This is a genomic window from Nocardioides sp. zg-1308 (genome assembly GCF_013155375.1).
Classification (GTDB): domain Bacteria; phylum Actinomycetota; class Actinomycetes; order Propionibacteriales; family Nocardioidaceae; genus Nocardioides; species Nocardioides renjunii.
On the sequence record NZ_JABJQY010000002.1, the window covers coordinates 1,007,760 to 1,031,189 of the forward strand.

Here is a 23,430-nt window from a genome sequence, read left to right on the forward strand (position 1 = left end):
CAACCGGCCGCCGCTGGCGTCTCCCCCGCGAGCGCACCGTGCGCCCACCTGATCGGGGGATCACATGCTTCATCGACTGGCAGTCACCGCTCTCGGGCTCGCCCTGCTCGTGCCCACCCAGGCCGCATCGTCGTCCGCGGCACCGGCTCCGCGCGACGCGGCAGCCTCGTCGGCCACGGCGAAGAACCGCGACGTCGCGCTCGGCCACCGCTCGGTCGGGGCCTCGAGCCGCGCGCGGGTGCGCCTGACATTCGACGGCCGCGACGGCCAGCTCGTCAATCTCGCGCGCTGGGGCGAGGCACGGACGTGCGGCGCCAGGGTCCTCAGGACCCGCAGCGGCAGGGTCGTGCAGCCGTGGGCGCGGGGCTACTGGCGGCTGCCCCGCACCGCGACGTACACCGCACTGGCCAAGCCGTGCCGGCGGCTGCCCGAGCAGAAGGTGAGGGTCCAGGTCCGCCGGGTCGTCGAGCACCCGGCCGCCGTCCCGGGCGTCGCCGGCGTCGTCGGCCGCAGGACGCGGGTGACCCACCTGGTCCCCGTCCCGGTGGGCCAGGCGCAGAGCGTCGAGGCGACGACGAGCGCGCCGGTCACCGAGGTCGTCGGCCCGGACCGGAAGGTGACGCACCCGCCCGCGACCGGACCCCTCGTGCTGACGACCCCCGGTGAGCACTGGGTCGCCCTCCCGCCGGAGACCGCCTTCGAGACCGTGCTGACCGTCCGGCACGCGGCGCAGGTCGATGGCCCGCGGATCCCGGTCCCGGCACTGGGCACGGCCGCCACGACCCACGAGGTCGGCTTCACCGGCCAGGCGGGGCAGTGGGTCTACGCCGAGCTGCTCGACCCGGCCACCGGTGCCGTCGCCTCCGACACCACGCGCGCCATCCGGGTCGTCCGCCCCGACGGCCGTGAGCTGCAGGACGCGATCCTCCACGACTGCGGCCAGATGAACGCCAACGACGGGTGCACCGTCCGCGGCCCCTGGCGCCTCCCGGCGACCGGGGACTACACGATGACGATCGCCGCCGACGGGCCGGCAGCCGAACGACCCACCACCCTGCGGATCCGGGCCGCCGCGGTCGCCGACGACCTGGCCGTCAACGGCCCGTCGGTGACGTACGCCGCCACGTCCCCCGGCCAGTGGGTGGTGGGGCGCTACCCGGTGACGCCGCCCGTCCTGGTGCCTGCGCCGGGCGGGGGCCAGACCTCCCCGGGCACGCTGACCTATCTCGAGGCGTCCAACGTGTCACCCGCGCTCGGGGCGTGGGGCATCACCGTGGCCACCAGCTTCCCCTTCTACGCGCTGAACTGCTCGGACAAGGCCTGCGAGTACGTCTCCGACCACCTCGACCCGGGCCGGCTGCGGATCATGACCCCGCCGAGCTGGTGGGTCGGCACCCAGTCGTTCGCCCTCCTCGTGGTCCCCCCCGACGCCCAGGGATCGATGGACCTCACCCTCACGAAGCCGGCACAGGAATCCTAGGAAACCCGCATCCCGACAGGCTTCCCGGAGCTGTGATCAAGCGGACAGCAAAATTCCCCCGGAGTTCGAGGGAACCCCGGACACGGGCCGCGCCGCTTTGGGAAGGTTCTCCACGGCGCGCCCCTTGCCGACCCCATGCGGCAAGGGGCGCCCAGTCCATGTCATGGGCTCGCGGTGTCCGCGGCGCCTGAGGCCCGGGACCTTTCCCCCACCTGTCACTCCACCGTGACGGACTTCGCCAGGTTGCGGGGCTTGTCGATGTCGTGGCCGAGGTGCTGCGCCGCGTGGTAGGCGAGCAGCTGGAGCGGGATGGTCAGCAGGATCGGGTCGAGCTCCGGCTCGTTGCGGGGCACGACCACCCTCCGGGCCCCGATCTCGCCGAGGTCCACCTCGTCGTGGGTGATGACGACCAGGGGCCCCTGCCGGGCATCGATCTCGTGCAGCGCCCCGACGTTGCGGTCGGTCAGCTCGTCGAGCGGCACCACCGCGACGGTAGGCACCTCGGGGTCGATGAGCGCGAGCGGACCGTGCTTGAGCTCGGAGGTCTGGTAGGCCTCGGCGTGGCGGTAGCTGATCTCCTTGAACTTCTGCGCGCCCTCGCGCGCGACCGGGAAGCCGCGCACCCGCCCGACGAAGAACAGGCTGCGCGCCTGCGCGAGCTCCTTGGCCACCTCCACGAGGTCCGCCTCGCCGGCCAGCACCTCCTCGATCTGCGCCGGCAGCCGCTCGAGGCCCGCGACGAGGCGCTTGCCGTCGGCGATGGACAGGTCGCGCACCCGGCCGAGCTGCAGGGCGAGCAGCGCGAAGCCGAGGAACATGTTGGTCAGCGCCTTCGTGCTCGCGACGGCGACCTCGGGGCCGGCGTGCAGGTAGATGCCGCCGTCGCACTCGCGGGCGATGGCCGAGCCGACCACGTTGACGAGCCCGACGCACCGGCCGCCCTTGCGGCGTACCTCCTGCACGGCGAGCAGGGTGTCGATCGTCTCCCCGGACTGGCTGACCGCGACGTAGAGGGTGTCCGGCTCGATGACCGGGTCGCGGTAGCGGAACTCGCTGGCGGCCTCGGCGTCCGCCGGTATCCGGGCCAGCTCCTCGATGAGCGCGGCGCCCATCTGGCCGACGTAGTAGGCCGAGCCGCACCCGAGGATCTTCACCCGCCGCACGGCGCGCAGGTCGCGTGCGTCCATGTCGAGCCCGCCGAGGTGCGCGGTGCCGAAGCGCTCGTCGAGGCGACCCCGCAGGACCGCCTGGGCGGTGGTGGGCTGCTCGAGGATCTCCTTGCGCATGAAGGACTCGTGCTCGCCCGCCTCGTACGCCGCCGCGTCGATGTCGACGACCGTGGCGGTCTTCCCGGTGGAGGCCAGGTCGCTGTGCCGCATGGTGGTGAAGCCGTCGGCGGTCACGGTGGCCATCTCGCCGTCGTCGAGCATCGCCACCGTCGTGGTGTGCCGCACGATCGCGGCGAGGTCGGAGGCGACGTACATCTCCTTGTCCCCCACCCCCACCACCAGGGGGCTGCCGTTGCGGGCGGCGACGATGCGGTCGGGGAAGTCGGCGTGCAGCACCGCGAGGCCGTACGTCCCCACCACCGCCCCGAGCGCGTCGCGGACCTTGCCCTCGAGGGTGTCGGCCTCGCTGCGGGCCACGAGGTGGGCGAGCACCTCGGTGTCGGTGTCGCTGGCCAGGGTGATGCCGGCGTCGGTGAGCTCGGCGCGCAGGGCCGCGGAGTTGTCGATGATGCCGTTGTGGACGACGGCCACCCGCCCCGACTCGTCGGCGTGCGGGTGCGCGTTGGCGTCGGTGGCCGGGCCGTGGGTCGCCCATCGCGTGTGCCCGATGCCGGTGCTGCCGGTGAAGCGCTTCGGCAGGGCGTCGCCGAGCTCGCGCACCCGGCCGGCCTGCTTGGCGATCCTGATCCCGCGTCCGCCGAGCACCGCGACGCCCGCCGAGTCGTAGCCGCGGTGCTCGAGGCGGGTGAGTCCCTCGAGGACGACGGGGGCCGCGTCCTGGCGTCCGATGTAGCCGACGATTCCGCACATGCTGTGTTCCTCCTGGGTTCAGCCGTAGACGATCCGGCGCAGCTGCCGCTCGGAGAGCCGTGGCGCCGCGACCACGCGGTGCTGCAGCTCCTCGGCGATGCGCGCGAAGATCTCGGGATTCCTGGCGCCGTACGTCTTCAGGCGCGCGTGCCGCTCGCGGACGTAGTCCTCCACCGGCTGGGAGTGGAAGGCGATCACGTCCTCGACCACGCGGGCCGCCTCGCCGGGGGTCAGCGAGGTGGTCGCCACCACGTGGGCGACGAGGTCGGGGTCGGGCACACCCGAAGACTGCGGGTTCTCGAGGTCGAAGTGCAACTTCCTGCCCGATATCGGGCAGACATACCTCCAACGCATCGGGGACTACCTCGCGGCGTGGATCACACGAGCCCCAAGTGGTGTGAAAGCGGCGTCCTCACCCACCCAGAGGGGTACAGGTGGGGGGAAGCACCCATTCGCCAGCGAACACTGTGCGCGCCAGTGGGGATGTGCTACCCTGGGTGAACAGAAGGTGAACGGGAGGTGTCACATGAGCGAGCACACGATGACTGACGTACCGGTCTGCACCTGGGTTGCCGTCAGGGATGCGACGGGTCGCACCCACATGGAGGCACGCTGGTCGATCGCCACGACGGTCGCCACGAAGGCCGCCTGAGCGCAGGCCCCCCACACGCGAGCCACGCCCCACCGGGGGCGTGGCTCGCTGTCGTGTGCGGGTCCGGAGAACTCGCCACAGTCATCGGGAATGAACGCGGACACCCCGCCGTTCCTGTGGTTGAATCTTCTACCAACCACCACCTTCGAGGAGCCCCTGCCATGACCACCGGATTCGACGCCCCCACCACCGCCATCGACGACCTCACCGGCGACTACACCATCGACGTCAGCCACAGCCGCCTCGGCTTCGTCGCCCGCCACGCGATGGTCACCAAGGTCCGCGGCCAGTTCGGCGCCTTCACCGGCACCGCCCGCATCGACGAGACCGACCCCGCCGCCTCCCAGGTCGACCTCTCCATCGACGTCACCTCGGTCGAGACCGGCAGCCCGGACCGCGACGGCCACCTCAAGTCCGGCGACTTCTTCGACACCGAGCAGTACCCCAGCATCACCTTCACCTCCACCGACGTGAAGCGCTCCGGCAGCGACTGGACCGTCACCGGTGACCTGACCATCAAGGACGTCACGAAGCCCGTCACGATCGAGTTCGAGCAGACCGGCTCGGCCCGTGACCCCTTCGGCAACCTCCGCGTCGGCTTCGAGGGCGAGACCACCATCAACCGCAAGGACTGGGGCCTCACCTGGAACGCCGCGCTCGAGACCGGCGGCGTCCTCGTCTCCGACAAGATCAAGCTCGAGTTCGACGTCTCCGCCATCCAGAACGCGTGACCTTCGCACCCGAGTTCCGTGCTTCCAGGTAGGGATCTCTACCTGTAGGCCCGGTGGTCACCGGATATCCGGTGACCGCCCCGGGACCGGCCCGGCACCGCCCGGGGCCGCCCGGGGCCGGCATGGACGAGCAAGGAGCCCCGCCCGCGACCATCGCGGCGGGGCTCCTGTGCGTCAGGACCCGTACGTCAGGACCGGGGGTTCTTGCCCTTGTAGCCGCCGCCCTTGGCGTGCCCGCCGCCGGTGCGACCGCGGAACGGCCCGTTGTCCGGCTTGATCTCGATGAGCTTGCCGGAGATCCGCGTGGCGGCGAGCCGGTCGAGGGTGCCCGGCGGCAGCTCGGCGGGGAGCTCGACGACGGAGAAGTCCGGCTTGATGGAGATGTAGCCGAAGTCGCCGCGCGACAGCCCGCCCTCGTTGGCCAGGGCGCCGACGATCTGGCGCGGCTCGACCTTGTGGCGCTTGCCGACCTCGATGCGGTACGCCGCCATCGGCTGGCCGCTGCGCGACTCCCGCGGGGGGCGGTCGGCCTTGCCGGCGTGGCTGGAGCGCTCCTCGAACGAGCGGGTGCGCTGCTCGGGCTCCGGCTCGAGCAGCAGCGGCTGCTCGCCGTGCATCACCGCCGCGAGGGCGGCGGCCACGTCGACCTCGGCCACGTCGTGCTCGCTGACGTAGTGCGAGACGACGTCGCGGAAGAAGTCGATGCGCTCGGGCTCGGACAGCGCCTGGGTGATCTGGTCGTCGAAGCGCGAGAGGCGGGTGGCGTTGACGTCGTCGACCGTCGGCAGCTGCATCTGGGTCAGCGGCTGGCGGGTGGCCTTCTCGATGGCCCGCAGCAGGTGGCGCTCGCGCGGGGTGACGAAGGCGATCGAGTCGCCGGTGCGGCCGGCGCGGCCGGTGCGACCGATGCGGTGGACGTAGGACTCGGTGTCGGTCGGGATGTCGTAGTTGACGACGTGGCTGATCCGCTCGACGTCGAGGCCGCGGGCCGCGACGTCGGTGGCCACGAGGATGTCGAGCTTGCCGGCCTTGAGCTGGTTGATGGTGCGCTCGCGCTGCACCTGCGCCACGTCGCCGTTGATCGCCATCGCGGAGTAGCCCCGGGCACGGAGCTTCTCGGCCAGCGTCTCGGTCTCGTTCTTGGTGCGGACGAAGACGATCATCCCCTCGAAGTTCTCCACCTCGAGGATGCGCGTGAGGGCGTCGACCTTCTGCGGGTAGGACACGATGAGGTAGCGCTGGGTGATCGAGGAGACCGTCGAGGTCTTGTTCTTGACGGTGATCTCGACGGGGTTTTCCAGGTACTTCTTGGAGATCCGGCGGATCTGCGCCGGCATGGTGGCCGAGAACAGCGCCACGTGCTTGTCGGCGGGGGTGTCGGCGAGGATCGTCTCGACGTCCTCGGCGAAGCCCATCTTGAGCATCTCGTCGGCCTCGTCGAGGACGAGGAAGCGCAGCTCCGAGAGGTCGAGCGTGCCCTTCTCTAGGTGGTCCATGATGCGACCGGGGGTGCCGACGACGACGTGCACGCCGCGGCGCAGCGCGGACAGCTGGACGCCGTAGCCCTGGCCGCCGTAGATCGGCAGCACGCGGACGCCCTTCATGTGGGCGGCGTACTTCTCGAAGGCCTCGGAGACCTGCAGCGCGAGCTCGCGCGTCGGGGCCAGCACGAGCGCCTGCGGGGTCTTCTGCGACAGGTCGAGCTGCGACAGGATCGGCAGCGCGAAGGCCGCCGTCTTGCCGGTGCCGGTCTGCGCGAGGCCGACGACGTGGCGTCCCTCGAGCAGCGGCGGGATGGTCTGGGCCTGGATCTGGGAGGGCGTCTCGTAGCCGACGTCGGCCAGCGCCTTCAGGACCTCGGGCGAGAGGCCGAGGTCGGAGAAGTTCTGCTCGGGCGCTGCGGGCTGGTCGTCACTCACGCTCAATACGGTAGGGCCTCACGGGGGATTAGGGGATTCCGCGGGACGCCGGATCCGCCCCGATAAGCGCGCGACAGCGCGGCGCGTGAGGCAGCACACTTCCTGCCATGCCAGAGCAGTCCTCCTCCACCGACACGTCCACCCCGACCTCCACCCCGACGTCCACCCCGACGTCCACCCCGGCGTCCACCGCTCCGACCCCGTCCACCCCCGGCCTGCCCGCGGGCCTCACCACCCGCCCGCTCCGGACGTCCGACGCCCACGCCGTCTTCGTGCTGATGGCCGCGCAGGAGGCGGAGGACATCGGCCAGGTCGCCGTCGAGGAGGCCGACATCGTCAGCGACTGGGCCAAGCCCAGCCACGACCTGGGTGCGCGCTCGGTCGGCGTCTTCGAGGGCGAGGCGCTCGTCGCGTACGCCGAGCTGATGGGCGCCGACCGCGCCGACACCGCCGTGCTCCCCTCCCACCGCGGTCGCGGCATCGGGACCTGGCTGGCCCACTGGCTCCAGGACCTCGGGCGAGCCGTCGGCTCGAGCGTCATCGGGATGCCGGTGCCGCAGGGGTCCCCGGGCGACCGGCTGCTGGAGTCGCTGGGCTACCACGTCCGCTGGACCAGCTGGGTGCTGAAGCTGCCGGAGGGGGCGACGATCCCCGAGCGCGACCTGCCGCCCGGCCACGTCGTACGCACGGCCGAGCCGGCCGAGCTGCGCGCGGCGCACGACGTGCTGGAGGACGCCTTCCTCGAGTGGTCGGTGCGCGAGCGCGAGAGCTTCGAGGACTTCGAGGCGGCCACCACCGGACGCCCCGGCTTCGAGCCGTGGAACCTCCGGGTCGTCGTCGACGCGGACGGCGCGGTCGTCGGGGTGTCGCTGGTGCTCGTCTCCGACAACGGCACGACCGGGTTCGTCGACCGCCTCGCCGTACGGCGCGACCAGCGCAACCGCGGGCTCGCCCAGGCGCTGCTCGTGGACTCCTTCGCGCGGGCCCGCGAGCACGGCACGTCGACCTCCGAGCTCAGCACCGACTCGCGCACCGGCGCGCTCGGGCTGTACGAGCGTGTCGGGATGGTGGCGACCAGCACCTGGGTCAACCGGGGGATCCAGCTGGGCCCGTCCGGGGACGGCGCACTTTGATCGATCGGCGACAGAAGATTCCCGTGAAAAGCTCTGGTCTAGACACGGCTCACCCCTAGGGATCGCTTGCTGTCGCGGGCCCTTTCCAGCCCTTACCATTCGACCAACGCCGTTCGGGCGGCGACACGGCAGGGGCGTGGGGCTCCTGTCTTGACTGTTCTGTGGGGGTACTCGTGCAAGATCTGCATGCATTGGTCGTCGAAGACGATCCAGACATTTCCTCGGCGCTGGTGGAGACCCTCGAGGGGGCCGGCTTCCGCGTCACGACGGCGCGCGACGGACGCGCAGCGGTCGAGGTGGCCGCCGCGGACCCGCCCGACCTCGTGACGCTAGACCTGACGCTGCCGCACATGGACGGCATCGAGGTGTGCCGCCGCATCCGCGAGAGCAGCGACTGCTACATCGTGATCGTGTCCGCGCGCTCCGACGAGGTCGACAAGCTGATCGGGCTCGAGGTCGGCGCCGACGACTTCGTGCTCAAGCCGTTCTCGCCCCGCGAGCTGCGGGCCCGCGTGGCGGCGCTGTTCCGGCGCCCCCGCTCGGCCGCCGCGGCCGAGGAGGCCCCGGTCGCCCGGTCGCCGCACGTGCCGGCTCCGGCTCAGCCCACCGACGAGCCGGCCACCATCGCGGCCGGCGCGGGCCTGGTCATCAACTCCGCGCGGCGCGAGGTGCAGGTCAACGGAGCGATCGTCGACCTCACCCGCATCGAGTACGACGTCCTGGAGTACCTCGCCACCCACCTCTCCCGGGTCTGCACCCGCGAGGAGATGGTGCTCGCGATCTGGAGCAGCGCGCTCACCCACGACCACCACCTGGTGGACGTGCACGTGGCCAACCTGCGCGGCAAGCTGCGCCGTCACTCCGACGCCACCTGGATCCACACGATCCGCGGCATCGGCTACCGGATGGACCGCGAGGGCAGCCCGCAGGAGCGGCGCGCCGGTGGCGGGCCCTACCTGGTGGCCCGCATCGACTCCGAGGACTGGGCCCGCGGCCTGGACTTCTGACGTCCGTGTGCCGGGCGCTCCTCGCCCGGATGATCCACTCAGGTTTACGACGCGTGCACCCGGGTAGATGATTCATCAACTTGGGAGCAATCAGATGATGAACGAACGCACCGCCGTGGTCGTCGAGGACGACCACGATGTCGGCGACGCCATTTCCGCACTGCTCGACCAGGCCGGCTTCGACGTCGTGGTCGCCCGCACGGGCGCCGAGGCGCTGACGATCATCAGCGAGGGTCGACCCGACCTCGTCACGCTGGACCTGTCGCTGCCCGACATCGACGGGGTGGAGGTCTGCCGCCAGATCCGGACGGTGAGCGACTGCTACGTCATCGTCATCAGCGCCCGGACGGCCGAGGTCGACCGGCTCATCGGCCTCGAGGTCGGCGCCGACGACTACCTCGTCAAGCCGTTCTCGATGCGCGAGCTCCAGGCCCGGGTGGCCGCGCTCTTCCGCCGGCCGCGCTCGTCGGAGGCGCTCGTGCCGGCCGGGGTCGACGCGGCGCACGCGGTCGTGGCCCACCGCCAGCAGGCGGCCCGGCCCACCACGACCCGCTCGACCACCGGCTGGCCCGCGCCCGCGCCGGACCCGTCGTCCCCCCACGAGCCCGCCCCGGGCTCCGTGGGCTGCGACGACCTGAGCCTCAACCAGGACGCCCGCGAGGTGCTCGTCCTGGGCGAGGAGGTCGACCTGACCCGCACCGAGTTCGACCTGCTCGCCCACCTCGTCACCAACCCCGGCGTCGTGGTCCCGCGTGAGGAGCTCATGCGCGCGGTCTGGGCCACCGACTTCGTCCCGGACAGCACCCACGTCGTCGACGTGCACCTGGCCAACCTGCGCCGCAAGCTGCGCGCGGCCGCTGCCGACAACCAGTGGATCCGCACCATCCGCGGCGTGGGCTTCCGCTTCGACCCCTGCTGCTCCTGAGCGGGGCCCGGCCTCAGCGGGCCGACTCGCGCAGCGTGGCGCCGCGGGCCCCGCGCACGGTCATCGAGGCGCTCGCCAGGGCGACGGCGCCGAGGACGGCCGCCGCCAGGATGGCGAGCACCACCAGCCGGAGCGGCGAGATGGCGGCCACGAGCGCGGGCGTCGTCGGGTCGTCGGCGTAGCCGAGCGTGATGGTGCGCAGCACCACCCACTGCGCGAGCGACCCGGCCAGGATCCCGGCCAGCGCGGCGCTGCCGAGCACGATGCCGAGCTCGCGGACCACCGCCGCCATCACCGCCCCGCGCGGCACCCCGACCACCCGCAAGGCCGCGGCGTCACGGCGGCGGGCGGGCAGCTGCACCGCCGCGCTGACGAAGAGGCCGGCCAGGGCCATGAGCAGCACCATCGCCGCGACCACGCCGTAGAGCCGCAGCGCGAGGGCGTACGCGCTCTGGTCGAGCACCTGCCGCTCCTGCGCGAGGGAGGTGCCGACGCTGAGGCCCGCACGGGACAGCGCGTCGGTGATCGACGCGGGGGTGCCCTCGCGGGCGAGCACGTGCGTCGTGACGAGGTTGTCGAAGACGGGGCGGTCGGTGACGAAGGAGGAGTAGTCGACCAGCAGCCCGGACGGGCCGGTGAACGGCATGCCCTCGACGGCGCCGATGCCGCCGACCGGGTCGACGCGGATCAGGCCGTAGCCCTCGTCGAGCTTGTCGATCGCGCGCTGCTGCACGCCGGGGCCGGCCAGCGCCGGGCGCTCCTCGGTGATGCCGCCGGCGGTGAGGCGGGCCATGCCCACCGAGCCGCCGGTGTCCACGGTCATGTCGAGCCCGCCGCCGGACTCCTCCAGCTCGACGATGGAGCTGCGCACGGCCGGGTCCGGGGTCGGCGTCCACGCGGCGCCCTCGATCGCGCCGTCGAGCGGAGCACCGTCGACCTCGATCGCGTCCAGCCGCAGCGTGCCGGTCATCCGGGTGTTGGTGCCGGCGCCGCCGCCGAGCGTCATCCCCTCGAGGGGACAGCCCTCCCGGCAGAACGGGACCCGCGCCGACCGCGTGTGCTCCCCGCGGGGGAACGGGCCGACGTACGCCTTGAGCGGGACGCCCGCGCGAGAGCCGAACCGGACCTCGACGGCGAGGTCGCGGTCCATGTCGGCCCGGTTGTCGATGGTGAGGGACAGGCGGGTGCCGGTCACCGTCGGGACCACGCCGCCCGGCGCGATCGCCTCCACGACCTGCTCCACGTCGCGGCCCGGGCTCCACGTCGGGGGCCAGGTGGCGACCCGAGCCAGCCGGCTGCTGTCGACGACGGAGAAGTTGGCGCCGGGGTTGGTGACGCTGGCGGCCGCCATGACCCACTCGCCCTCGGGGTCCACGCGGCGGGTGAGGTCGATCGCCTCGGAGAGGGTGAGGTTGGTCGACCACGTGGTGTGGGCCGGCGACTCCGTCGCGGCCACGCTGGTGCGCCAGGTGGCGGCGGAGTCGTAGACGCCGGCGCCGAACACGGCGACGGCGATCGCCGCGGTGATCGGCAGGATCACCAGCGTGCCCTCCTGCCGCCGCGAGATCGCCCGTGACGAGACGAAGCCGCTCAGCGAACGACCGCGCGATCGACCGGTCCACCAGGTCGCCAGCGCCGCGGTGAGCCGGGTCGCGGCCAGGCCGGCGACGACCGCCAGCAGGACCGGCAGGACGAGGTCGGTGGCGTCCGGCTCGCCGGGGCCGCTGGCGGACAGCTTGCTGGCGAGCGTGGCGACGGCGAGCGCCACGAGGACGAGCTGGGCGACGACCGACCAGCGGCGGGCGGCGACGGGGCGGCGTACGCCGGAGAGCTGGGAGGCCAGCGACTCGCGCACCACCAGCCCGACGGCGATGCAGGCCACGGCCACCGCCGCGAGCAGGACGAGCGCGGCCGCGACCCAGCTGGCGGGCGGCACCGGCAGCGGGAGCCCGGGCACCAGCCAGCTCCGCACCAGCACGACCGCGAGGCCCAGGCCGAAGGCGATGCCGAGCGGCGTGGCGAGCAGGAGCAGGGTCAGCGGCTCGGCGAGCCCGAGGCCCCACAGCTTGCGGGCCGTTACGCCGCGCAGCGACGCCAGGGCGAGCTCGGGGACGCGCAGCTCGCTCGCGGCGTTGAGCAGGCGCATGAGCAGGGCGAGCGCGACGAGCACCAGCGACAGCACGGCGGGGGCGATCGAGCTGCGCGCGGTGGACTGCTGGAACCGGACCTCCTCGACCACGGACGCGAGGGAGTTGGTGTCGTCGGCGACGAGCGTGCCGCCCTCGACCTCGACCGCGGTGTCCGTGGGCACCGCCGACGCGGAGTCGGCCGCCTCGTCGAGATCGCGGGGCGTCAGATCGGGCGGCACGTCGAGCCGGGTGTCGACCCGGACCGTCCAGCCGCCGGCGGCGGTGACCGTGTCGTCGGTGGTGATGAGCGGCGCCGGGGCGTAGGGCTGGTAGCCGCCGCTGATGCTCTCCTGCTCGTTGGTGCTGGTGAGCCGGCCGGGGATCAGCCAGTCGTCCCCGGAGCGCGGGGTGTCGTAGGACCCGACCACGACCACCTCGGCGAGGCCGGGGCGGGGCAGGCCGAGGGCCTCCACCCCGCCCGTCTCGAAGATCGCGAGGGGCAGCGGCTCGCCGATCTCGGCGCCGGTCTTCTCGACGTCGGCGGCGAGCATCAGCACCTCGCCCAGCCGCTCGGGGCACCGACCCTCGACCTCGAGGGCCTCGCAGCCGCCGTCGCGCGACCAGAACGTCACGACCCCGCGCAGGGCGCTGAACCGTTCGGACTGCGCGATCACCACCGGGTCCTGCCAGGGTCCGTCGGTCAGCTCCTCGGAGGCCGCCACGGCGTCGCGCTCGGCCTGCTCGAGGGTGGCTCCGGACTCGGGCGTGAAGACCCGACTCAGGCCGGTGAGCCCGGGCGGGGTCTCCTGGAGGCGGGTCACGACGTAGGAGTTGGTGACGGCCTCCGAGAACACGGGGCCGAGCACCGCCGACCCGATCGCCAGCGTGGTGAGCAACACGGAGCCGGCGGAGAGCAGGGCGCGCGAGCGGAGCCCGCGCAGGATCGCGCCGAAGAGCTGGATCACCGGCCCTCCTCCTCACGGAGCAGGCTCGGTCGGGTGGTGGTCGCGCGCACCGCGCGGGCCCGACCGCCCACCAGCACCATCGCGGCGGCGGCCACGACCGCCGGCACGGCCAGGGGCCAGAGGTGGGGCGCGGTGTCCAGCGCGAGGCCGGCCACGGGGACGGCGAGCAGGGGGAGGCCGTCGAGCAGCAGGGTGACCGCCAGCCAGCCGCCGGCGACGACGGCGACGAGCACGAGGACGGTCAGGCTGGCCAGCTCCGCGCGGCCCGCCCGGCGGGCCGTGCCGGTCGAGATGCCGAGCACCCGCAGCGAGGCGACGTCGCGACGGTAGTCACGCAGGTGCCGGGCCACGCCGGCGCCCAGCGCGAGCAGCGCGACGAGGGCGCAGGCCAGAGCGGTGAGGGCGTACGCCACCGACTGGTCGCCGCCGAACCGGTCCCCGAGCGACTGCTGCACCGACTCGCGGGTGCGCCAGGTGGCGCCGGTGGCCTCCGCGACCTGGTCGAGCACCGCCTGCGGGGTCGAGTCCCCTGCGACGACCTGGACCTCCGCCGACGGCACGGTCGGCCCGGACCCGGCCGCCGCCGTGCGGATGTCGGCGAGCGACCCGGCCGTGCCGAGCAGCGGCAGCGAGCGGGCGACGCCGACGACCTCGGTGGCGCGGTCGTCCCCGGCGAGGTCGAGCGCCTGCGGCCCGCCCTCGCCGGCGTCGCCGGCGGTCAGCAGCGGGACCGCGTCGCCGGCCATGTCGAGGCGCAGCTCGATCGCGGCATCGGGGAGCATCGCCACCTGGAGACCGTCGGTGCGGTTCACCACGAGCGGGTCGGGTGCCTCGTAGCCAGGGATGAAGCGGTTGTCGAGCGATCCGGCGACCGAGGCGAGGTCGGGCACCCAGGCCCGGTCGAGGACGTCGGTGTCGCCGACCGCCACGCCCTCGAGCAGGACCACGAAGTCACGACGGTCGAAGAAGGACTGGTCGTCGCGGCCGACCTGCAGGCTGGTCACGGTGCACACCTCGGCGCAGTCCGGCACCCGTACGCGGCGGCTGACAGCGGTCCCGTCCGCGGCGACCCGGAGCTGGACGGACGCCGACCCGGAGGTGTTCTGCTCGGTGACGAAGTTGAGCACCACCTCGGCGCGCCCGCCGCCCGAGCGGACCTCCTGCCCGCCCGGGCCGATGAACGCCTTGGCGGGCGGCACCTCGACGCCCGAGGCGGTGACGGTCAGCCGGTCGCCGGCGACCTGGAACGGCGCGGCCCCGCCGCCGAGGCGCCCCACGGCGTCGGAGGCGGCGCGGGCGGGGCTGCCGTCGTAGAAGTCGCCCACGACGGCGTCCCACCGGCCGGCATCGACGTAGGCGCGGCGCTCGCCGAGCCGGGTCTCGTTGCGGACGATGGCGGTCGCGAGGAGGTGCGTCCCCTCCGGGTCGGCCTGTTCCGTGAGGTCGACGGCGCCCATCGCGCCCAGCTCGGTGGCGTCGATCGTGCGCTGTCCGGGCACCTCGACGGCCGCCTGGTCGCGGGTCCAGCCGGAGACGGCCACGGCGCCGCTCAGGGCTAGGGTGCCGACGACCGCGGCGGCGACGACGAGGCGTACGGGCGTCACGAGGTCGTCGGCGCGGGCCAGCCGCCGGGCGGCGAGGAAGGCGCCGAGGCCACGCCTCTCGGTGGCCGGGGTGAGGACGCGGGCGGCGATCCGGACCACCCAGATGGCGACCTGCCCGAGGGCGAGGCCGACGAGCGCGGGGCCGAGCAGGACGACCAGGTCGGGGTCGCCGTCGGCGGCGCGGCTGCGGTAGGCGGCGACGGCGGCGCCGACGATGACGAGGACGCTGAGGAACACCGCGAGGGTCGTCGCGCGCCGCGGCCGGCGGCGGGTCGACACCTGGACGGCCAGCGGCTCACGCAGCGCGGCCGCGGCGGAGAGGCCGACGATCGCCAGGCCGGCACCGGCGATGCCGACGGCGGCCAGCAGGGCCGGCCGCTCGAGCGCGGGAGCGGTCTCGGCGAGCCAGGTCCGGGTGGCCACGACGGTGCCGGCGGCGCCCACGGCGAGCCCGAGGAGGGTGCCGAGGACGATCGCCAGCAGGGGCTCGACGAGGAGGAACCGCCACAGGCGCGCACCGTGGATGCCGCGCAGCCGGGCCAGGCCGATCTCCTCGCGCCGGGCGACGGCCAGCTCGGCCCCGATGCTCGGCACGGCGACCGCGCCGAGGAGGAGCAGCGGCGCGGTGAGCCAGCGCGAGGTCCCGGCCGCGTCGGCGAGCTGCAGCACGGTCACCGACCCGCCAACGACCACCAGCGTCATCAGCACCAGCGTCGTCAGGGCACCCCGACGGCTCCAGGCGCCCCGGAGGACTCGGCTCACCCGACGACCCGTCCCTCGTCGAGGGCGATGTGCAGGTCACACGCCTCGACGACGGCGGGGTCGTGCGTGGCGACGACGACGACGGCCCCGCGGGCGGCCTCCTCCCGCAGCTCGGCGAGCACGACGCCGCGGTTGCCCTCGTCGAGCTCGGAGGTCGGCTCGTCGGCCAGCAGCACCTCGGCGCCGACGACGAAGCCGCGGGCGCAGGCGACGCGCTGCATCTGCCCGCCGGACAGCTCCTCGACCTGGCGCTCGCCGAGGTCGGCGATGCCGAACCGGGCCAGCGCGGCCTCGGCCGCCTCGTCGGCGTCGGCGGGCGCGACGCCGCGGGCGCGCAGCGCGATCGAGACGTTCTCGCGGGCGGAGAGGATCGGCACCAGGCCGTAGACCTGGAGGACGAAGGCGACCTGGGGCAGCGGGTCGCCGGCACCGGTCCACATCTCCTGGCCGTCGAGCTCGGCGGTGCCCGACGTCGGCTGGAGCAGCCCGCCGGCGATGGACAGCAGCGTGGTCTTGCCGGAGCCGCTGGGGCCGGAGAGGGCGGTGACCTTGCCCGCCGGGAAGCTCACGCTGACGTCGTCGAGCAGCGTGCGGCCGTTGACGTACGTGATCGAGTCGAGGCGCAGCGCGGTCCCGGCCGACGCCTGCGGCTCGAGGTGGTGCGCCGGCTGGGGGAAGCCCGTGCCGGAGAAGCTCATGCTGCGGGTCCTTCGGCGCTCGCGCGGGTCACCACGATGCGGCCCTGCTCGTCGTCCTCGAAGCGCACGAGCGTCCCGGGAGGCCACTCGGCGGCGATGTGGCCGGGCAGGTGGAGCACGCCGTCCTCGCCGACGACGGCGTACTCGGACCCGCCGTGGCCCTCCGCGCCGACCCGGCCGCCCTTCATCGTCACGGTGCGCGGGAACGTCGCGGCGACCTCGGGCTGGTGGGTGACGACCACGATGGTGGTGCCGAAGTCGTCGCCGAGGGAGTGGACCAGGTGCAGGACGTGGTCGCGGTCGGCGTGGCTCAGCTGGCTGGTGGGCTCATCGGCGAGCAGCAGCCGCGGCGCGGTCGACACGGCGCAGGCGAGGGCCAGTCGCTGGCGCTGGCCGCCGGACATCGTGCTGACGACCTGGTCGGCCTGGTCGACGAGCCCGACGCGGTCGAGCAGCTCGGTGTCGGCGAGGGCGTCCTCGCGCTCGCCGCCGGACAGGGACAGCCGGGCGAAGGCGATGTTCTGGCGGGCGGTGGCGTAGGGCAGCAGGTTGCGGGTCGCGCCCTGGAGCATCGTCGAGACCTGGCGCGAGCGGATCCGCGCGAGGTAGCGCTCCCCCATCCGGGAGATCTCCTCGTCGCCGAGGAAGATGCGGCCTGCGCTGGGCCGCTGGATGCCGCCCAGCAGCGCCAGGAGGGTGGACTTGCCGGACCCGCTGGGCCCGAGGAAGGCGACCCGCTCACCGGGGCGGATGGTGAGGTCGACGCCCCGCAGGGCCACGACGTCGTGACCGCCGAACGTCTTGTAGAGGTGGACCACCCCTTCGCACCGGACGCCGAGCCCTCCCGTGCGGGTCTCCTCGACCGCAGTCGCGCTCTCCCGCACGCCGCCCCCTTCTGTGAACAAGGGCTTCAACATACATAAATGCCAGTACCTTGAGCCCATGGTCATCCGAGTGGCGCTGGTCAACGACGACGAGGTCGTCGTGCGGGGCCTCGATGCCATGATGCGCAGCTATCCCCATCGCGTTGAGATCGTCGAGCTGGTGGCCGGCAGGCAGGTCAGCAGGCCGGTCGACGTCGCCCTCTACGACACCTTCGGCATGGGGCAGGGCAACGGTCCCGCGGTGGCCCGGCTCATCGCGAGCCCGCAGGTCCGCCAGGTCGCGGTCTACACATGGAACTTCCAGCCGTGGCTGACCCGCGACACCCTCGACCAGGGCGTGCGCGGCTACCTCTCCAAGAGCCTGCCGGCCGCCCGGCTGGTCGACGCGCTCGGTGCGATCGCCTCGGGCCAGGTCGTCGTGTCCCCCGCCCGCAACCGGTCCTCGATCGTCGGCGGCGACTGGCCCGGTCGCGAGGAGGGCCTGACCGCCCGCGAGGCCGAGGTGCTCTCGCTCATCACGATGGGCCTGAGCAACCAGGACATCGCTGAGCGCACCCTGCTCTCGATCAACTCGATCAAGTCCTACATCCGCTCGGCCTACCGCAAGATCGACGTCGACTCGCGCTCCAAGGCCGTGCTCTGGGGCGTCGAGCACGGCATGCGCGCCGACCGGGTGCGCATCCACGGCTCCCCCGCCCGCGAGGGCTGAGCCGCGGCGGCCGCGGCGTTTCCGTCCAGCCCGGCGCCACGCCGTACCCTTCGCCGGTGACTGAGCAGAACGTCGTCGGTGCGCCCGGCATCGATCCCGACGACCTCGCGGCGACGCTGCGGGTGCTGGAGAGCCTCCACCACCTGCCGGGCGACCACCCCGACCACGTCACGGTCAAGCGCGCCGCCTCGCACATGTACAAGTCGATCAAGCTCGAGCGCAAGCAGCAGAAGCGGGCCGCCGAGCTCGCCCACGACCGGGCCGTCACCGCACTCACGGCGACCGGCTCACCGGTCCGGATCGACGACGAGACCGCCGGCATCCCGCTCGTCTCCACCGCTCCCGGCGCCTTCGCCGGCGAGCTCCTCAACCCGCGCGGCTGCTACATCTGCAAGCAGGACTTCACGCTGGTCGACGCGTTCTACCACTGGCTGTGCCCCTCGTGCGCCGCGACGAGCCACGCCAAGCGCGACCAGCGCACCGACCTGACCGGGCGGCGCGCGCTGCTCACCGGCGGCCGCGCCAAGATCGGGATGTACATCGCGCTGCGCCTGCTGCGCGACGGCGCGCACACCACCATCACGACGCGCTTCCCCAGGGACGCGGTGCGCCGGTTCTCCTCGCTGCCGGACGCCGCGGACTGGATCCACCGGCTCAAGGTGGTCGGCATCGACCTGCGCGACCCCACCCAGGTGATCTCGCTGGCCGACGACGTCGCGGCCGCGGGTCCGCTCGACATCCTGGTCAACAACGCCTGTCAGACGGTGCGCCGCACGCCGGGCGCGTACGCCCCCCTCGTGGAGGCCGAGCAGCTCCCGCTGCCGCAGGACTCCGTGCCGGAGCTGGTGACCTTCGACCACGTCTCCGAGGCCCACCCGGCCGCCATCGCCGGGGCGCTGGCGCCCACCCCGGTCGCCCACCACGAGGGCGAGTCGGTCGAGCACGCGACCCAGGTGCACACGGCCGCGACGCTGGCCGCCCTCGCCCTGCGGGCCGGGCACGCCTCGCTCGACGCCCACCTGGCCGGCACGGCCGTGGACGCCGGCGGCCTGCTGCCGGACGTGCAGACCACGAACTCGTGGACCCGGACCGTCGGCGAGGTCGACCCGCTGGAGCTCCTCGAGGTGCAGCTGTGCAACTCGATCGCGCCGTTCCTGCTCGTCTCGCGGCTGCGCCCGGCCCTGGCCGCGGCGGCCGCGACCGCCACGTCGGGCCGCGCGTACGTCGTCAACGTCTCGGCGATGGAGGGGCAGTTCTCCCGCCGCTACAAGGGCGCCGGGCACCCGCACACCAACATGGCCAAGGCCGCGCTCAACATGCTGACCCGCACCTCGTCGGGCGAGATGTTCGAGACCGACCGCATCCTCATGACCGCCGTCGACACCGGCTGGATCACCGACGAGCGCCCGCACCACGAGAAGCTGCGGATCGCCGCCGAGGGCTGGCACGCACCCCTCGACCTGGTCGACGGCGCGGCCCGGGTCTACGACCCGATCGTGCTGGGCGAGGCCGGCACGGACCTCTTCGGCTGCTTCGTGAAGGACTACCAGCCCTCGCCCTGGTGACCTGCCAGACTCGGCGCATGACGTCGCTGGAGACTGCCGAGGAGTTCCACGCCCGGGTGGCCGCCGCCACCGACGACGAGGGCCGCCTGCCCGTGGCCATCGAGCTGATGCCGGGGTGGGACATCTTCCCGTTCGAGCTCGGCGGGCTGCGGATCAAGCCGCTCGAGCCGATGGTGGACGCGGAGCCGCCGCGCGTCGGCGACGACCCCGAGCAGTGCCCGTGCCGCGGCCCGCTCGGTCCGGAGCACGCGGCGAGGGTGGCGTGGAGCAACGAGCGCTGGATGCTCGAGCTGCTCGACATGCGCCTCCCGGTCGCCTTCATCCTCAAGCCCCGCGACCACCACGACCTCGCGGACCTGCCCGACGACCTCGCCTCGGAGATGGGCCGGCTCATGGTCGCGGTCACCGCCGCCGTCGAGGAGCTGCCCAGCGTGGGGCGGTGCCACGTGGGCCGCTACGGCGACGGTGGGGCCCACCTGCACCCGTTCTTCTTCGGGCGGCCCGCCCGGATGCCGCAGCTGCGCGGGTCGACGCTGCTGGACTGGGAGGAGAACCTGCCGACCGTGCCCGAGGACGTACGCCGCGCCAACGCCGCGCACGTCGGCCACCGCCTGGTGGAGAGGCTCGGGGGCGACGGACCGGGCTGGTGAGTCAGGCCGGGCCGCTCCCGGTGGTCTCGTGCGTGGTGACGATGTCGTTGCTCGCGGCCCACTCGCCGATGTCGCGCCGCTCGATCGCCGCGGCCATCAGCTCGGGGAAGAGGTCCGGCGTGCACGCGAACGACGGCACGCCGACCTCCGCGAGGGCGGCCGCGTGGTCGGCGTCGAAGGACGGCTGGCCGGAGTCGCTCAGCGCCAGCAGCGCGATCATCGTCGCGCCGGAGGCCACCACGGACCGCGCCCGGCCCACCATCTCCTCGGCGATGCCACCCTCGTAGAGGTCGCTGATGAGGACGAGCACCGTGTCGGCCGGCTGGGTGATCGCACCCTGGCAGTAGGCCAGCGCCCGGTTGATGTCGGTGCCGCCACCGAGCTGCACCCCGAAGAGCACGTCGACCGGGTCGTCGATCTCGTCGGTGAGGTCGACCACCTCGGTGTCGAAGACCACCAGCCGCGTCTCGAGCGAGCGGATGGAGGCCAGCACCGCCCCGAAGACCGAGCTGTAGACGATCGACTCGGCCATCGACCCGGACTGGTCGATGCAGAGGATCACCTGGCGCTCCACCTGCGTCGAGCGGCGGGCGTAGCCCACCAGCCGCTCGGGCACGACGGTGCGGTGCTCGGGGAGGTAGTGCTTGAGGTTGGCCGCGACCGTGCGCCGCCAGTCGACGTCGCGCATGCGCGGGCGGCGGGTGCGCGCGGAGCGGTCGAGGGCACCGGAGACGGCCTGGACGGTCCGCTGCCGCAGCCGCTCCTCGAGCTCGTCGGTCACCTGCCGTACGACGGCGCGCGCCGTCTCGCGGGAGTGCTCGGGGATGACGCGGCCCAGCCCGATCAGCGTGCTGACCAGCCCCACGTCAGGCTGGACCGCCCGCATCATCTCCGGCTCGAGCAGCATCTGCCGCAGCCCGAGGCGCTGCATCGCGTCGCCCTGCATCACCTGCACGACCGACGACGGGAAGTAGGTCCGGATGTCGCCGAGCCAGCGCGAGACCCGGGGCGCCGAGCCGCCGAGCCCGCCGCGGCGCTCGCCGTCGTAGAGGGCCTCGAGCGCCTCGTCGCGGCGCTGGTCGTCGGCGGTGAGGCCCACGCCGGCGCCGGCGCCGTCGGCGCCGGTCAGGCCGTCGGCCTCGCCGCCGCCGAGGACCAGGCGCCAGCGGGTGAGCCGGTCGCGCGGCTGTCCCTCAGCGGTCGTCGGGTCAGGCTGCTCCGTCATGGTCGACCTCCTTCCACCCGACCAGCCGGGCCACGGTGCGCAGCGCCGGCATCGCCCGCGCCAGGTCGAGGACGTGGTCGTCGGGCCGGCGCTCCGGGCCGCCTATGCCGGCCACCTGCTCGCCGATCGTGCGGCGCTCGGCGCGGCTGAACTGCGAGAAGGTGCGGCGCACCAGCGGCAGCAGGTCCTCGAACGCCGTCTCGTCGAGGCCGCGCACCCATTCGTCGACCAGCCCGAGCAGGACCGGGTCGTGGACGAGCAGCACCGCGTCGCCGGCGAGGAACCCGGCCAGCCAGGAGGCCGCCTGGGGTGCGGAGGCGGTCAGGGAGAGGCGTCGTCCCATCCGGTGGGCCGCCGCACCGGTGTCGAGGTGGCCGGCGTCGAGGAGGATGCGGGTCGCGCGCCCGGCGACGGCCCCGGCGACGTGGTCGGGCGCGGACACGGACTCGAGGGCGCTGACCCAGGCCGCGTCGAGCTCGGCGTCGGCGAGCAGCGAGAGCCCGCGGTGGGCCGCGGCGATGGCGGTGACCATCTCGTCGGCGGCGTCCTCGTCGAGGCTGGCGCAGGCCATCGGCAGCCCGACGCAGGCGCGCACCGCCGTCGCCGCGAGCACCGCGCGGACGCGGTCGGTGTCGACGCCGCGCACGTCTCCGTAGCGGCACGTCCGCGCCAGCGGCTCGACCGTCGAGAGCAGCGCGGGCACGTCGTGCTGCACGGCGGCCCGCGCGTCGAGCGCGTCGAGGACCGCGTCGACACCGTCGGGCAGGTCCGCGGTCAGGCAGGCGCTGACCAGCGTCGCGAGCTCGGTCAGGTCGGCGGACCGCGCGGCGCGGTCGGCGGCGCGAGCCGCGGCGGCGACCGCCACGGTCGTGCCCCACACGCTGGCCTCGACGAGGTCCACGGCCAGCTCGGGGCGCCACTCGAGGGTCCAGGTCTCCTTGAACGTGCCGGTGGTGCGCCCGCCCTCGGTCGGCTCGCCCCAGCCGATGCCGAGCAGGCTGAGGCGGTGCAGCAGCACCGAGCGGGCCAGCGGCCGCTCCAGCCGGAGGTCGAGCTCGAGCTGCTGGGCCGACGCCGACGGCTTGAGCCGCAGGGACCGCTGCTGCCGGGCGAGGTCGGCGGCGAGCGGCACGACGGGCGCGGACTCGGGCACCGACCCGAGCTCCTGGCCGACCACGAGCCGCTCGTGGACGAGGTCGAGCGGCAGCCGGGACCCCTCGCAGAGCACGGTCTGCGCGGCGTCGTCGAGCTCGCTGAGCCCGACCGAGGGACGCCCGCGCACGGTGGCCAGGGTCTCGGCGAGCCGGGCGGCCTCGACGATCGAGGCCGTCGAGGCGTCCAGCCGCTCCTCGCGCAGCGTGCGGGCGACCCGCACCAGCCATGACGTCGCCAGGTCGCGGGGGTCGGGGTCCGGCTGCATCATGTGGTCGAAGAGGTGCTGGTACCACCCCGGGGCGCCGACCCCGGCGCCGTAGCCGGAGGCGTAGCTGAGCCGTCCCGCGGTCCAGGGTGTCCACGCCGCCGCCACCTTGGTGCGCGGCAGCCTGGTCACGAGCTCGCGGTCGCGGGACACCGGCGGGAAGTCGTCCGGCACCAGCGCCGGTGCGTGCCAGGCGCCGCACACCACCGCGATCCGCGCCTCGGGCGCGGACTTGATCTCGGCGCGCAGCACCTTGCGCATCCAGGCCTCGCGGCGGGCGTTGGCGTGCACGTCCGGGTCGTCCGCGGGCCGCCGGTCGGCCTCGCGGACCGCCGCCATCGCGTCGCGGATCGCCGCGAAGCGCTCCGCGGGAGAGTCGTGGCGCTGCTCGACCGCGTCCTCCCACCAGCGTTCGGCGTCGTCGTAGCCGGCCGTCGCGGCCAGCGTGCCGATGGGGTCGAGCCGCTCGGGCGGGAGGGAGGCGGTCGACTCCTCCGGGGACTCCTCCGGACCGTCCGCCTCCGAAACGTCCGCCGCTGCGTCGGGAAGGTGGTCCGGCTCCGCAGCGGCGCCGGTCCCGGCTCGCGCCTCCCGCTCCTGCGCGGCGAGGGCGAACGCGTGGGTCGCGGGCAGGTCGAGGAAGCGCACCGGCACGCCGCGCGACAGCGCCCACCGGGCGGCGACCCACTCGGGCGAGAAGCGGGCCAGGGGGTAGAACGTCGCCTGCCGCGGCTCGTCGACGGCGTACACGAGGCCGGCGACCGGCGGCACCATGTCGGCCTCCCCGAGGAGGTCGACGATCGCGTCGAGCTCGGGACAGCCCTCGATCAGCACCAGGTCGGGTGGGTGCTGGGTGAGTGCCTCCAGCACGGCGCGGGCCGAGCCCGGGCCGTGGTGGCGTACGCCGTAGACGTCGACGGTCATGCGAGCCGG

General features: G+C 73.7%; 18 protein-coding genes. 9 read left to right on the top strand and 9 right to left on the bottom strand.

All coding sequences use genetic code 11. The features are described from left to right. Nucleotides 1-64 precede the first annotated feature (64 nt). Nucleotides 65-1,480 (top strand): hypothetical protein, encoded by a 1,416-nt coding sequence (locus HN031_RS06630; RefSeq protein WP_172267934.1) that lies wholly within the window; start codon nucleotides 65-67, stop codon nucleotides 1,478-1,480. Nucleotides 1,481-1,695: 215 nt separating this feature from the next. Here the strand turns inward: HN031_RS06630 and glmS are convergent, their stop codons facing one another. Together glmS and HN031_RS06640 are read right to left on the bottom strand one after the other, a co-directional pair. After that, entirely contained in the window at nucleotides 1,696-3,519 is a 1,824-nt protein-coding gene (gene glmS / locus HN031_RS06635; RefSeq protein ID WP_172267938.1) for a glutamine--fructose-6-phosphate transaminase (isomerizing), read from the bottom strand. 18 nt (nucleotides 3,520-3,537) lie between these two features. Next, the gene (locus HN031_RS06640; RefSeq protein WP_322920559.1) at nucleotides 3,538-3,798 is read right to left on the bottom strand and encodes a hypothetical protein; all 261 of its coding nucleotides are present in this window, start codon (nucleotides 3,796-3,798) and stop codon (nucleotides 3,538-3,540) included. 247 nt (nucleotides 3,799-4,045) lie between these two features. On the opposite strand from HN031_RS06640, the gene HN031_RS21920 reads away from it, so the two are divergent. Next, complete coding sequence (locus HN031_RS21920) at nucleotides 4,046-4,171, top strand: hypothetical protein (protein WP_301539403.1); 126 nt, start codon at nucleotides 4,046-4,048, stop codon at nucleotides 4,169-4,171. Nucleotides 4,172-4,332: 161 nt separating this feature from the next. Then, a complete protein-coding gene (locus HN031_RS06645; RefSeq protein ID WP_172267944.1) occupies nucleotides 4,333-4,902 on the top strand; it encodes a YceI family protein in 570 nt (189 codons plus the stop codon). Between the two features lie 188 nt (nucleotides 4,903-5,090). Here HN031_RS06645 and HN031_RS06650 read toward each other — a convergent pair whose 3' ends face one another. Further along, nucleotides 5,091-6,821, bottom strand: a complete 1,731-nt coding sequence (locus tag HN031_RS06650) for a DEAD/DEAH box helicase (protein ID WP_367650674.1) — start codon at nucleotides 6,819-6,821, stop codon at nucleotides 5,091-5,093. Between the two features lie 107 nt (nucleotides 6,822-6,928). Between HN031_RS06650 and HN031_RS06655 the strand changes: the two genes are divergently transcribed. The 3 genes from HN031_RS06655 to HN031_RS06665 all read left to right on the top strand — a co-directional run bounded on the left by HN031_RS06655 (nucleotide 6,929) and on the right by HN031_RS06665 (nucleotide 9,886). After that, nucleotides 6,929-7,954, top strand: a complete 1,026-nt coding sequence (locus tag HN031_RS06655) for a GNAT family N-acetyltransferase (RefSeq protein ID WP_172267948.1) — start codon at nucleotides 6,929-6,931, stop codon at nucleotides 7,952-7,954. A 173-nt stretch (nucleotides 7,955-8,127) separates the two neighbouring features. After that, the gene (locus HN031_RS06660) at nucleotides 8,128-8,961 is read left to right on the top strand and encodes a response regulator transcription factor (RefSeq protein ID WP_322423573.1); all 834 of its coding nucleotides are present in this window, start codon (nucleotides 8,128-8,130) and stop codon (nucleotides 8,959-8,961) included. Nucleotides 8,962-9,058: 97 nt separating this feature from the next. After that, nucleotides 9,059-9,886: a response regulator transcription factor gene (locus HN031_RS06665; protein ID WP_172267953.1), complete on the top strand. Its 828-nt coding sequence runs from the start codon at nucleotides 9,059-9,061 to the stop codon at nucleotides 9,884-9,886. A gap of 13 nt (nucleotides 9,887-9,899) precedes the next feature. On the opposite strand, the gene HN031_RS06670 is transcribed toward HN031_RS06665, so the two are convergent. Genes HN031_RS06670 through HN031_RS06685 form a run of 4 tightly spaced genes read right to left on the bottom strand, consistent with a single transcriptional unit; the run spans nucleotide 9,900 to nucleotide 16,928 of the window. Next, on the bottom strand, nucleotides 9,900-12,980 hold the full coding sequence (locus HN031_RS06670) for an FtsX-like permease family protein (RefSeq protein ID WP_172267955.1): 3,081 nt from the start codon (nucleotides 12,978-12,980) through the stop codon (nucleotides 9,900-9,902). Then, nucleotides 12,977-15,346: an ABC transporter permease gene (locus tag HN031_RS06675; RefSeq protein ID WP_172267957.1), complete on the bottom strand. Its 2,370-nt coding sequence runs from the start codon at nucleotides 15,344-15,346 to the stop codon at nucleotides 12,977-12,979. The genes HN031_RS06670 and HN031_RS06675 overlap by 4 nt, the downstream gene beginning before the upstream one ends. Beyond that, entirely contained in the window at nucleotides 15,343-16,044 is a 702-nt protein-coding gene (locus tag HN031_RS06680; RefSeq protein WP_172267959.1) for an ATP-binding cassette domain-containing protein, read from the bottom strand. The genes HN031_RS06675 and HN031_RS06680 overlap by 4 nt, the downstream gene beginning before the upstream one ends. After that, a complete protein-coding gene (locus HN031_RS06685) occupies nucleotides 16,041-16,928 on the bottom strand; it encodes an ABC transporter ATP-binding protein (protein WP_322423577.1) in 888 nt (295 codons plus the stop codon). The genes HN031_RS06680 and HN031_RS06685 overlap by 4 nt, the downstream gene beginning before the upstream one ends. Nucleotides 16,929-16,986: 58 nt before the next feature. Here HN031_RS06685 and HN031_RS06690 point away from each other — a divergent pair, with 58 nt between their 5' ends. The 3 genes from HN031_RS06690 to HN031_RS06700 are packed head-to-tail and all read left to right on the top strand — an operon-like array spanning nucleotide 16,987 to nucleotide 19,852. After that, a complete protein-coding gene (locus HN031_RS06690) occupies nucleotides 16,987-17,637 on the top strand; it encodes a response regulator transcription factor (RefSeq protein ID WP_172267965.1) in 651 nt (216 codons plus the stop codon). Nucleotides 17,638-17,693: 56 nt separating this feature from the next. Then, nucleotides 17,694-19,202: an SDR family NAD(P)-dependent oxidoreductase gene (locus HN031_RS06695; protein ID WP_367650675.1), complete on the top strand. Its 1,509-nt coding sequence runs from the start codon at nucleotides 17,694-17,696 to the stop codon at nucleotides 19,200-19,202. A gap of 17 nt (nucleotides 19,203-19,219) precedes the next feature. Beyond that, nucleotides 19,220-19,852: a hypothetical protein gene (locus HN031_RS06700; protein WP_172267968.1), complete on the top strand. Its 633-nt coding sequence runs from the start codon at nucleotides 19,220-19,222 to the stop codon at nucleotides 19,850-19,852. A 1-nt stretch (nucleotide 19,853) separates the two neighbouring features. On the opposite strand, the gene HN031_RS06705 is transcribed toward HN031_RS06700, so the two are convergent. Together HN031_RS06705 and HN031_RS06710 are read right to left on the bottom strand one after the other, a co-directional pair. Next, nucleotides 19,854-21,077: a VWA domain-containing protein gene (locus tag HN031_RS06705; RefSeq protein WP_172267971.1), complete on the bottom strand. Its 1,224-nt coding sequence runs from the start codon at nucleotides 21,075-21,077 to the stop codon at nucleotides 19,854-19,856. Next, nucleotides 21,061-23,421: a DUF5682 family protein gene (locus tag HN031_RS06710; protein ID WP_172267974.1), complete on the bottom strand. Its 2,361-nt coding sequence runs from the start codon at nucleotides 23,419-23,421 to the stop codon at nucleotides 21,061-21,063. The genes HN031_RS06705 and HN031_RS06710 overlap by 17 nt, the downstream gene beginning before the upstream one ends. Nucleotides 23,422-23,430 lie beyond the last annotated feature (9 nt).

Bases quoted from the DNA above. Each gene is read 5' to 3' on its own strand.
- HN031_RS06630 (WP_172267934.1), top strand. From the start codon at position 65: ATGCTTCATCGACTGGCAGTCACCGCTCTCGGGCTCGCCCTGCTCGTG.
- glmS (WP_172267938.1), bottom strand. From the start codon at position 3,519: ATGTGCGGAATCGTCGGCTACATCGGACGCCAGGACGCGGCCCCCGTC.
- HN031_RS06655 (WP_172267948.1), top strand. From the start codon at position 6,929: ATGCCAGAGCAGTCCTCCTCCACCGACACGTCCACCCCGACCTCCACC.
- HN031_RS06700 (WP_172267968.1), top strand. From the start codon at position 19,220: ATGACGTCGCTGGAGACTGCCGAGGAGTTCCACGCCCGGGTGGCCGCC.
- HN031_RS06645 (WP_172267944.1), top strand. From the start codon at position 4,333: ATGACCACCGGATTCGACGCCCCCACCACCGCCATCGACGACCTCACC.
- HN031_RS06705 (WP_172267971.1), bottom strand. From the start codon at position 21,077: ATGACGGAGCAGCCTGACCCGACGACCGCTGAGGGACAGCCGCGCGAC.
- HN031_RS06680 (WP_172267959.1), bottom strand. From the start codon at position 16,044: ATGAGCTTCTCCGGCACGGGCTTCCCCCAGCCGGCGCACCACCTCGAG.
- HN031_RS06690 (WP_172267965.1), top strand. From the start codon at position 16,987: ATGGTCATCCGAGTGGCGCTGGTCAACGACGACGAGGTCGTCGTGCGG.
- HN031_RS21920 (WP_301539403.1), top strand. From the start codon at position 4,046: ATGAGCGAGCACACGATGACTGACGTACCGGTCTGCACCTGGGTTGCC.
- HN031_RS06665 (WP_172267953.1), top strand. From the start codon at position 9,059: ATGAACGAACGCACCGCCGTGGTCGTCGAGGACGACCACGATGTCGGC.
- HN031_RS06710 (WP_172267974.1), bottom strand. From the start codon at position 23,421: ATGACCGTCGACGTCTACGGCGTACGCCACCACGGCCCGGGCTCGGCC.